The organism is Acidobacteriota bacterium (genome assembly GCA_039028635.1).
Taxonomy (GTDB): domain Bacteria; phylum Acidobacteriota; class Thermoanaerobaculia; order Multivoradales; family JBCCEF01; genus JBCCEF01.
The window spans coordinates 1-8,825 of record JBCCHV010000106.1 but is presented as its reverse complement, the minus strand read 5'-3'; the positions used below and the strand labels follow the sequence as shown (position 1 = coordinate 8,825).

Sequence of the window (8,825 nt, the reverse complement as noted above, 5' to 3'; positions counted from 1 at the left end):
CCGGGCCCGGGAGCAGGTTGCCGATGAGTTTTTCAGCAACCTGCTAGTCCGGAGATCCCTCCTCGACCCAGAACCTCGGTCCCGGACCGCGCCGCCCGGCGCGGTCCTGCGGGTTCGATAAAGCGCAGCGATCGAAGGACAGGCAGCCGCAGCCGATGCAGCTGGTCAAGCTCGCCTCGAGCCGTTCGAGCTCGGCGATGCGCTGTCGGATGCGCTCCTGCCAGCGGTCGAGCAGCTCGGACCAATCGGCCGGCGTCGGGGTGCGGTTGTCCGGCAGCTTGGCCAGCTCGACGGCAATCTCCTTCAGGCTCAGTCCGATGCGCTGGGCATAGACGATGAAGGCCAGGCGGCGCAGCACCTGCCGCGGAAAGCGCCGATGGCCCGAGCCGGTGCGGGACGACGAGATCAGTCCGAGCTCCTCGTAATACCGCAGCGCCGAGGCCGCCACCCCGCTGCGACGAGCGATCTCTCCGATGGTCAAAAGCTCCACAGAGCTCAGGAAATCAGATTTCCCTCTTGACTTCAAGTTCACTTGAACTTGTATTTTGAATCTCGACCGGCTGCGGAGGACCCGAAAGGCCCCCTCACCGCCGATCGACAACTCATCGCAAGGAGAACGCACCATGAGCTCGACTTCCCATCCCAACGCACAAAACCCGACTCCCTTCGACGACCTCCGAGTCGCCATCACCGGCGGCACCTCGGGCCTCGGACTGGCCCTGGTCACCGCCCTCCACCAGCGGGGAGCCGCCGTGGCCTACGTGGCGCGCCATGAGGATCGTTTCGCGGCGGTCCAACAGCAAGCCGCGGGCGCGCGAGGCTTGGTCGGAGACGTCTCCGAGAAGGACCAGATCCACCGCCTCGCGCTGCAGATCACCGCCAGCCTCGGTGGCCTCGACCTCCTGATCAACAACGCTTCGAGTCTCGGCCCGGTGCCCCTCGCTCTGCTGGCGGACACCGAGTGCGAAGACTTCCAGCACGCCCTCGACACCAACCTGCTCGGCCCCTTCCGGCTCACCAAGGCGCTCCTCGGGGCGCTGGCCGCCTCCGCCCGCGAAGGGCGACCGGCCTTGGTGGTCAACATCACCAGCGACGCCGCCGTCACACCCTATGAAGGTTGGGGCGCCTACGGCGCGAGCAAGGCGGCCCTCTCCCACCTCAGCCAAATCTGGGACCAGGAGCTCGACTCCCAGGGCGTGCGGGTGCTGGCCTTCGACCCCGGCGACATGGACACCCCCCTCCACCTGGCGGCGGTGCCGGATGCCGACCGGGCGGCCCTCAAATCACCGACCGATTCGGCGAGCGAGCTGCTCACCATGCTCACCGGCCACCTCGCCCAACCGCCGGCGACGGAGGTGGCGTCGTGATCGCCGCCGATCAGCCGATCCAGCGCGCCGCCGCCGCGCGCCTGCTGGTGATCGATTCCAGCGGCGCAATGCACCGCGCCCCCCGCCGAGAGCTGGCGCGCTTCCTGGCGCCCGGCGACCTGCTGGTCGCCAACGACGCCGCCACCTTGCCGGCCAGCCTCGCGGGCCACCACCACCCGACCGGTCGAGCGATCGAAGCTCGCCTGGCGGGACGCTCTTCGCTGGCCTTCGAGGATATTCACGAGGTCACGGCAGTCGTCTTCGGCGAAGGCGACCACCGAACACCGACGGAGGACCGACCGGCCCCACCACCACTGCAGATCGGCGATGATCTCGCCCTCGGCCCACTGCGGGCGACGGTGACCGCAACCCTCGGCCATCCGCGTCTCGTCGGATTGCGTTTCGCCGGCACTCCCAGCGAGATCTGGAGCGGCATCGCGCACCACGGCCGGCCGGTGCAGTACGCCCACATCGAAGAGCCCCTGGCGCTGTGGGACGTGTGGACGCGGGTGGCGGCGGTGCCGGCGGCCTTCGAGCCGCCGTCGGCCGGCTTCCTCCTCGACTGGCGCCTGATCGCCGACCTGCGCCGCCAGGGCGTCGCATTCGCGACCCTGACCCATGCCGCCGGTCTCTCCTCGACCGGTGACTCAGAGCTCGACCGCCGACTACCCCTCGACGAGCCCTACCGCATCCCGGCGACCACCGTGCAGGCGATCACCCGTACCCGCGCCCGCGGCGGCCGCGTCATCGCCCTCGGCACCACCGTCATACGAGCTCTGGAACATTCCTCACGGGACGGTGTTCCGACACAAGGCGATGGCCTGGCCAACCAACGCATCGGCCCCAGCAGCTCACTGCAGGTCGTCGACGCCCTGATCAGTGGAGCCCACGAGCCCGGAGAGAGCCACTACGAGCTGTTGCGCTCCCTGCTCGACGACGATCAGCTCGCCGCGATGAGCGCAGCCCTCGAGGGCGAGGCCTACCGCAACCACGAGTTCGGCGATTCGGTGCTCATCGAGCGGCCCCGGCCGGCGGCCCTGGCGCTGGCCGGGTGAGCGGTGGCGCAGTGGGTCCGCGACTCCTCGCCCGGCCCGACTCAGCCGCGGCGAGAAGTCCGGGCGAAGGCCTCAATTGATGGAAGCGGGGGGAGGAGGCGATGGCGGGTCGGACGGCAAGATCGGTAGCAAGCTCTCGCCATCCTTGCTGAAGGACAGCGTATCCATCGGACACACGGTGACGCAGACGCCGCAGCCGATACAGGAAGAGGTGGCGTTGTCGAGGGTCTCCTGCTTGAGGGCATAGCGCATCACGTCGATGCCGACCTGACAGTTGCGGGAGCACTCGTTGCAGGCAATGCATTTGTCATTGGCGACGATGTGAAAGCGCGACCAGCCGATCTTGGTGAAGAATTTCGACTGGAACTGCATCAGCTTTGCCAGCGGGCACCAGTAGCGGCACCACACCTTGCCCCCCATGAAGGGGTAGACGGTGACCGGAAGAATGCCCACCAGCCAGACGTCGACCACGATGCGGTAGCCGTAGATTCCCCAGTCGGCGGTGCGCACCAAGCCGGTGACATCCTTCGCCAACATCGCCAAGGTGACCAGCGCGGCAAAGGCGAGAACCACCGTCCCCATCCACTCGAGGCGGATCGAGCGCAGTCCCTTGGGAGCGAGGTGGCGCCAGCGATCACCGAAGGTCTCGGCGAGGCCGCCGCAGCCACAGATCCAGGAGCAATAGCGCTTGCCGTGGAACAGCACCAGAATCGGAATCAGCAGGAAGGTCAGAAGAACGCCCCACACCACCCAGATCTGGGCCGGATCGTAGAAAAAGGTGTAGAAGAACAGTGGCCAGGCATAGACGATGCCGTAGGAGCGCCAGGCCTGCTCGGCGAACTGCGGGTCGCTCGCCAAAGTCTCTCCGACCCACTGATACTTCACCGCCCACTGGAAGAGGAACTCCGGGATCAAGAAGAAGAACAGCCACTGGAACGCCAGCAGGCTGGTGAAGCGCCAGATCTGGAAACGATCGCGACGATCGAGCCCCCAACGCTTGAGGGCCTCGAGGCCGAAGCCGGTCATCAGCCCGGTGTAGAGCACCGTGTACCAGAATGACCAGGGGCGATCGAAGAAGGACAGGGTTTCGAAGCCCCAGCCGCGGAAGGGCCAGAACTCGGTGCCGCTCCCGACCTTGATGCCATAGATCGAGTACCAGGCGAAAAAAGACAATCCAAGCCACGACCAGCGATCCCCGCGAACGCCGGTCGCCACCAGAGCGCCGAGCGCCGCCAGGGCCACCGCACCGCCGCCCCAGGCGACCACCGGGGACACCGTCGGCGCGGCGGCACCGAAAAGCGGACCGAGGAACCACAGGCCGAGGAATGACGCCACCGTCAATGCCGCCGAGCGCCAGGGGAAGCCGACCCAGTCGTTCTCGAGACGGATTCCGATCTTCTTGAGGAAGGCTTCCGGCAGCTCTGCTCCCACCAGCACGAAGGCGTGATCGCTACCCACCGTCGCCTCTTCCCGATGGCCCCCGCGGTCGCTCTCGATCACCGTTTCACGGCCCCGGAACTCGACCACTCGGGAGTTCAACATCAAACGAATCCGTCCCGCGGCGATGGCCTCGTCGAGATCCGCCCGGTTGCCCTTGAAAACCCGTGGAAAGTCGCCACCACGGTGCACCAGGGTGACCCGGTTGGCCTCTGCCAAGACCAGGGCCGCCTCGACGGCGCTGTTGCCACCCCCCACCACCACCAGGTCTTCATCGCGGTACTTGCGCGGCGAATAGAGGCGGTGGTACACCCGCTCCGCCTCTTCCCCGGGGACCCCGAGCTTGCGCGGGTTGCCGCGCTGACCGGAGGCCAAGATCACCTTGCGCGCCAGATGCTCGCCGCGGTTGGTGGTCGCCCGAAAGATGCCGTCGGAGCGTTTTTCGAGATCGACCAGGGCCTCTTCGACGCAGACGTCGAGGTCGTTGTCGCGCACGATCTGGTTCCAGCGCGCCACCAGGTCCTCCTTCGTGGCACCGTCGAGCCAGAGCTTGCCCTTCGCCGGCTCCGAATCGGGCTCGGCGTAAACCCACTTACCCTCGGGAAAGTTCTCGATGGTGTTGGCGATGCGCTCCTTCTCGAGCACCCGATATCGAAACCCCTTCTCCTGCAGCGCCAGAGCCGCATTGAGACCCGCCGCTCCGGCGCCGACGATCAAGACGTCGAGCACTTCCGGGTCCTGCGGCCGCTTCGCCATGGCCGGAAGGGCAGCCAGATGATCGACCACCTCGACGGCCTGCTCCATGGCGAGCTTAATCACCGGCGCCCCGGCGAGATCCCCGATGACGTGCAGGCCCTTGACGTTCGATTCGTTGCCCTTCTTGATGATCGGCCGCCGGCTCTCGCCGTTGCCACTCGTCAGAATCTCCTCCAGCTTCTTCAACAAAACGAATCCCTCTTGCAATCAAGGCTGACGGCTCGAACCGAGCCAGGAGGCGAGCCGCTCCGTGGCGCTCGCCCGGGTGGCGTAGGTCGCTCGTACCGCGCGACCTCGCCGACGGCGAAGGATCGAAGGTCCCCGCTGCCGGCTGTCATTCACTACGGACCACTCGCAGTTTTAGCCTCGGCTGCGCAGCGAGTTTCGTCGAGAGATCCGGCAAGAGGTCGCCTAGACCAGATCCGCTTCGGACGCGATGGTGGGATGGAGCGCGACCCCACAGGACAAACAGGTTTGTGCCGCCGGATGGTTGTCCGCGGAACAGGCGGGACAGCTCCGGGGAGCGCGGGTGAGGGGAGCTTTGGTCCAACCTTCGAGGTCCGGGGCGGTGCGCCGTGGGGTGACACTGAGCACCGCCAGGGCCGCGACATTGCCCAACAGACCGGCAAAGAACCACGGAATGGGAGCCAGGCCCCGCGAAACCGCCAAGACGCCACAAAGGGCGGCGCACAGCAAGCCCACGAACAGGTAGAGGCCGCCCCACATCCAGACCCGGGATGGGCGAGCGTGGGCCGGCGACGCCTCATCGAAGAGGGCCGAGTGGGCTTCGATGCGGGACAGGTAGAGGCGCGGCGAAGCCTCGAGCTCCTCGAGCATCTTCGCCGCCACGTAGAAGGTCCGCCCCTGATAGCGCAGCTCGAGAATCTCGTCGCCATGAATCGGCTGGCCGCACACCAGGCACTGCTCCCCGGCGCCGGAGCGTTCGTCGATGACTTCCCAGTCGGTGTTGGCCGGCGGAGACTGCGCCAGTCCCGCGAAGGCGAAGGCCACGATCAACCCGAGGCACACCGGACCGCGCCATCGTCGAACCCCGTGTCTCTCCTCTCCTCCACGCTGCAGGATGGTCTCTTGCTCCTTTCGAATTTCACATGATGGTAGCAGGCAACAAGCGCCCCACGGCGCCAGCGCAGAGGCCATCGGATCGCCTGCTCGCCGCCAGCGAGGGGCCGAGAGAGACGACGATCCCGGTCCGGGGCGACTCCTTTGAAACGCCGACCGCCTTCTCGCCGATTGCGCCCGGCACCAAGGCATGACGCCACCCCGACTGCCCGAACCGCAGCCCTCAGACCAGAGAGCGCAGCTCGGCGATCGAAGGATTGCCGTAGTAGCGGCCCGCGATCTCGAGGGTGGGAACTCGCCGTTTGCCGTCGTTGTGGCGCATCACCAGCTCCGCCGCCGCCTCGTCCTGCTCGATGTCGATTTCGCGGTAGGGGATCTTGCGATCGTCGAGAAAGGCCTTGGTGCGATGACAGTCGCCGCACCAGGTGGTGCCGTAGAGGGTGATCGGGGACTTTTCCATGGTCGTGACTCCGGGCTCCGGGGGAGCGTTGGCAGGTGAAATGGGATGCTCGCAAGGGTCAATCTTGGTTGGCGGTGGCGGGCTTCAGCAGCTCCGGCTCGGCCGCCCAGCGGCGACCGTGTTGCCGCCAACGTGCCGCCTCGTCGGATCGGTCGAGGGCTTCGAGGGCCGTCGCCAGGCCGCGGTACGCAGCGGTCAGCCGGGGATTCACCCTCAGCGCTTGCCGATAGCCATCGGCCGCCGCCGTCCACTGCTCGCCGAGGGCCTGCGCCGCCGCTAGCTGCAGCCAGCCGGAAGCCTGGTTCGGGCGCTGCGCGACGACCTCTTGGAAGTCCTCACGGGCTCCCTGCCAATCGCCCTCGGCAAGACGAATACGGCCGCGGTTGAAGCGCGGATCGATGCGCGCCGGATCTTTCCGCAGCACCGAGTCGAGAACTCGCAGGGCCGACGTGCGGCGCCCCTGGCCGGCCTGAGCCACCGCCAGCCAGGAGCGAGCCTCGAGGCTCTCCGGGTCGCGCTTCAGGGCCTCCGCCGCGGCTTCCCTCGCCGGCAGCAGGCGCCCCGCCTTGATGCGCAGCCGCAAGAGATCGAGCCAGGGCTCGCTGGCCGCTGGAGCCAGCCGCGCCATCTCCTGCTCGAAGAGCTCGGCGCCGGCCTGAGCGGCACCGCCTCCGGCCCGCACCGCCGACAGCGCGCGATAGAGCTGGCCCATCGGATCGCGCCGCTCCGGACGCATCAGGTGGATGCCGGTGAGGGGCGGGTCACGCTCCTGCCGCGGCGCCACCAGCTCCGGCCCACCCGGCTGCCGACGGATGAAGTGGTCCGTCATCACCACACCCACCACATCCTGCGGTCGCCGCTTCGGCATGTGACACGACACGCAGTCCTGGGAATCGATGGCGCCATCGACCCCGGCAGCCGAGCGCTGCTCGGCGGTCATCCCTTCAAGGTCACAGTCGGAGAGCTGGTGGCAACTGGCGCAGGCATCGCGGAAATGCTCCAGCCGGTTCTCCGGCGCCACCTTGCGATGTGGATCGTGGCAGGTCAGACAGCTCAGCTCGCCGGCACTCTTCTCGAAGCACAGGCTCTGCTCGAGGCGGTAGGGATGATGATTGATCTCGAAACGCTCCGGACGCGAGAACTCGGACTCTTCGACATCGACCAGCACCAGATGGTCCTCGAGGTCCTCACCGGGCCGAAAGTCGTAGGTCCCCTGCCCGAAGCGCTGCACCTTGGCGATCGCCACCGAAGGCTGCAGATGACACTGATTGCAAACGCTGTCGCGCTCGCGCGGCGCCAACTTGCCGGGATTGACCACCGATCGCCGAATCTCGTCGAGGCCGAGCAGCCCGCCGAGGGCGAGATCGACGTGCCGCGCCGCCGGTCCGTGGCAGCGCTGGCAGCCGGTGCCCGCCGGCAGCTCCATCGGGAAAATATGCGGCTGGTGAAAGCCGTCACTGCCTTCGGCCACCCGCGGCAAGGCCGTATGGCAGGCCATGCACTCGCGCCGCACCCGCCGGCTGACGCCCTCGTGATCGACGCGATCGTAGCCCGGCGACATTCCCCAGCGCCCCTCCTGCGTGTACCAGGCGATGGGAAGCTGGTAGAGCTCACCGCCGGCGTTGTGCACCAGGTAGCTCCGCGAATGGTTGCCCGAGCCCATCACCCAGTCGACGGTTTGCTCCCAGAGGTGGAGCCGTTCTCCCTCCGGCCCTTCGAGCCAGCGCCGGAAAACCAGCGCCTCCTCTTGCCAGACCATCTCGTAGGTTCGCCCGGAGGCTTGGTGACGCCACGGACCGGCGTCGAAATCCTCGATACTCTTGTCGCGGGAAGGGGCATAGAAGGACTGCGCCATCCCCACCTGCTGATAGCTCTTCGCGATCTCACCGTGGCACAGAGTGCAGGTGGATTCGTCGGCGTACTCGGAGGGCAGTACCTCCTGCGGCAGAGGATCCGGCGGCGCGACGTGCAGACCCGCGGCCGGGACCTGCGGCTGCGCCGGGCGGTCCGCGCCCAGGCCCGTGGTCAGGGCAAGGGCAGCGATCAACAACCCTGCCAGGAGGGCGCCGGAGCGCCAATGCCCGGATTTCGCATGCATCTCGGCGATAGTCTACACACCTACACCTGACGCCTCGCGGACCGCCAGCAGCGAAGGAACCCCGACGCCATCTCGGCCGCCGCGAGCCCGACGACTTTCAGGAGAATCGAACCATGGAGCTCGGCACCTTTTCCGTATCCCTCACCGTGCAGGACATCGCCGTTTCGCGCGCCTTTTACGAGAAGCTGGGCTTCGCCGTGATCGCCGGCGAGCAGGACCAGAACTGGCTGATCCTGAGCAACGGCAGCGCCAACATCGGCCTTTTTCAGGGCATGTTCGAAAAGAACATCCTGACCTTCAACCCGACCGATGCCCGCGGTATCCAGAAAGCCCTCAAGGCCGACGGAGTCAGCCTGATCCAAGAGGCGGACGAGGCCAGCGAAGGCCCGACCCACCTCACCCTCGAGGACCCGGACGGCAATCCGATCCTGATCGACCAGCACCACTAGCAGGCCGCTGAAAAAGTCCGCTTCGCGACTTTTCCAGCGCTGCTAGCTGTTTTTTCCGAGAGGGGCTACGCGCCCCTCTCCGGCCCAAGAAGCGCGGTTCTTGGGCCTCCTCTCCCGTCGCGG

8 protein-coding genes are annotated in these 8,825 nt (G+C 67.0%); 3 read left to right on the top strand and 5 right to left on the bottom strand.

The annotated features are described in order from the left end of the window. Positions 1-43: 43 nt before the first annotated feature. The gene (soxR, locus tag AAF604_24515) at positions 44-481 is read right to left on the bottom strand and encodes a redox-sensitive transcriptional activator SoxR (GenBank protein ID MEM7052848.1); all 438 of its coding nucleotides are present in this window, start codon (positions 479-481) and stop codon (positions 44-46) included. Positions 482-623: 142 nt separating this feature from the next. On the opposite strand from soxR, the gene AAF604_24510 reads away from it, so the two are divergent. Next, positions 624-1,367, top strand: coding sequence for an SDR family oxidoreductase (locus AAF604_24510; protein ID MEM7052847.1), 744 nt, complete (start codon positions 624-626; stop codon positions 1,365-1,367). Beyond that, the gene (locus tag AAF604_24505) at positions 1,364-2,422 is read left to right on the top strand and encodes an S-adenosylmethionine:tRNA ribosyltransferase-isomerase (GenBank protein ID MEM7052846.1); all 1,059 of its coding nucleotides are present in this window, start codon (positions 1,364-1,366) and stop codon (positions 2,420-2,422) included. The genes AAF604_24510 and AAF604_24505 overlap by 4 nt, the downstream gene beginning before the upstream one ends. 72 nt (positions 2,423-2,494) lie before the next feature. On the opposite strand, the gene AAF604_24500 is transcribed toward AAF604_24505, so the two are convergent. From AAF604_24500 to AAF604_24485, 4 genes are all read right to left on the bottom strand, one after another. Next, the gene (locus AAF604_24500) at positions 2,495-4,804 is read right to left on the bottom strand and encodes an NAD(P)-binding domain-containing protein (protein MEM7052845.1); all 2,310 of its coding nucleotides are present in this window, start codon (positions 4,802-4,804) and stop codon (positions 2,495-2,497) included. A 222-nt stretch (positions 4,805-5,026) separates the two neighbouring features. After that, positions 5,027-5,644, bottom strand: coding sequence for a hypothetical protein (locus AAF604_24495; protein MEM7052844.1), 618 nt, complete (start codon positions 5,642-5,644; stop codon positions 5,027-5,029). Positions 5,645-5,918: 274 nt separating this feature from the next. Beyond that, positions 5,919-6,155, bottom strand: a complete 237-nt coding sequence (locus AAF604_24490) for a glutaredoxin family protein (GenBank protein MEM7052843.1) — start codon at positions 6,153-6,155, stop codon at positions 5,919-5,921. Positions 6,156-6,213: 58 nt separating this feature from the next. Next, positions 6,214-8,253, bottom strand: coding sequence for a tetratricopeptide repeat protein (locus AAF604_24485; GenBank protein MEM7052842.1), 2,040 nt, complete (start codon positions 8,251-8,253; stop codon positions 6,214-6,216). 113 nt (positions 8,254-8,366) lie between these two features. Here AAF604_24485 and AAF604_24480 point away from each other — a divergent pair, with 113 nt between their 5' ends. After that, positions 8,367-8,702 carry a VOC family protein gene (locus AAF604_24480; GenBank protein ID MEM7052841.1) on the top strand — a complete coding sequence of 112 codons (336 nt, stop codon included), beginning with the start codon at positions 8,367-8,369 and terminating at the stop codon, positions 8,700-8,702. The last annotated feature ends 123 nt before the right edge of the window (positions 8,703-8,825 follow it).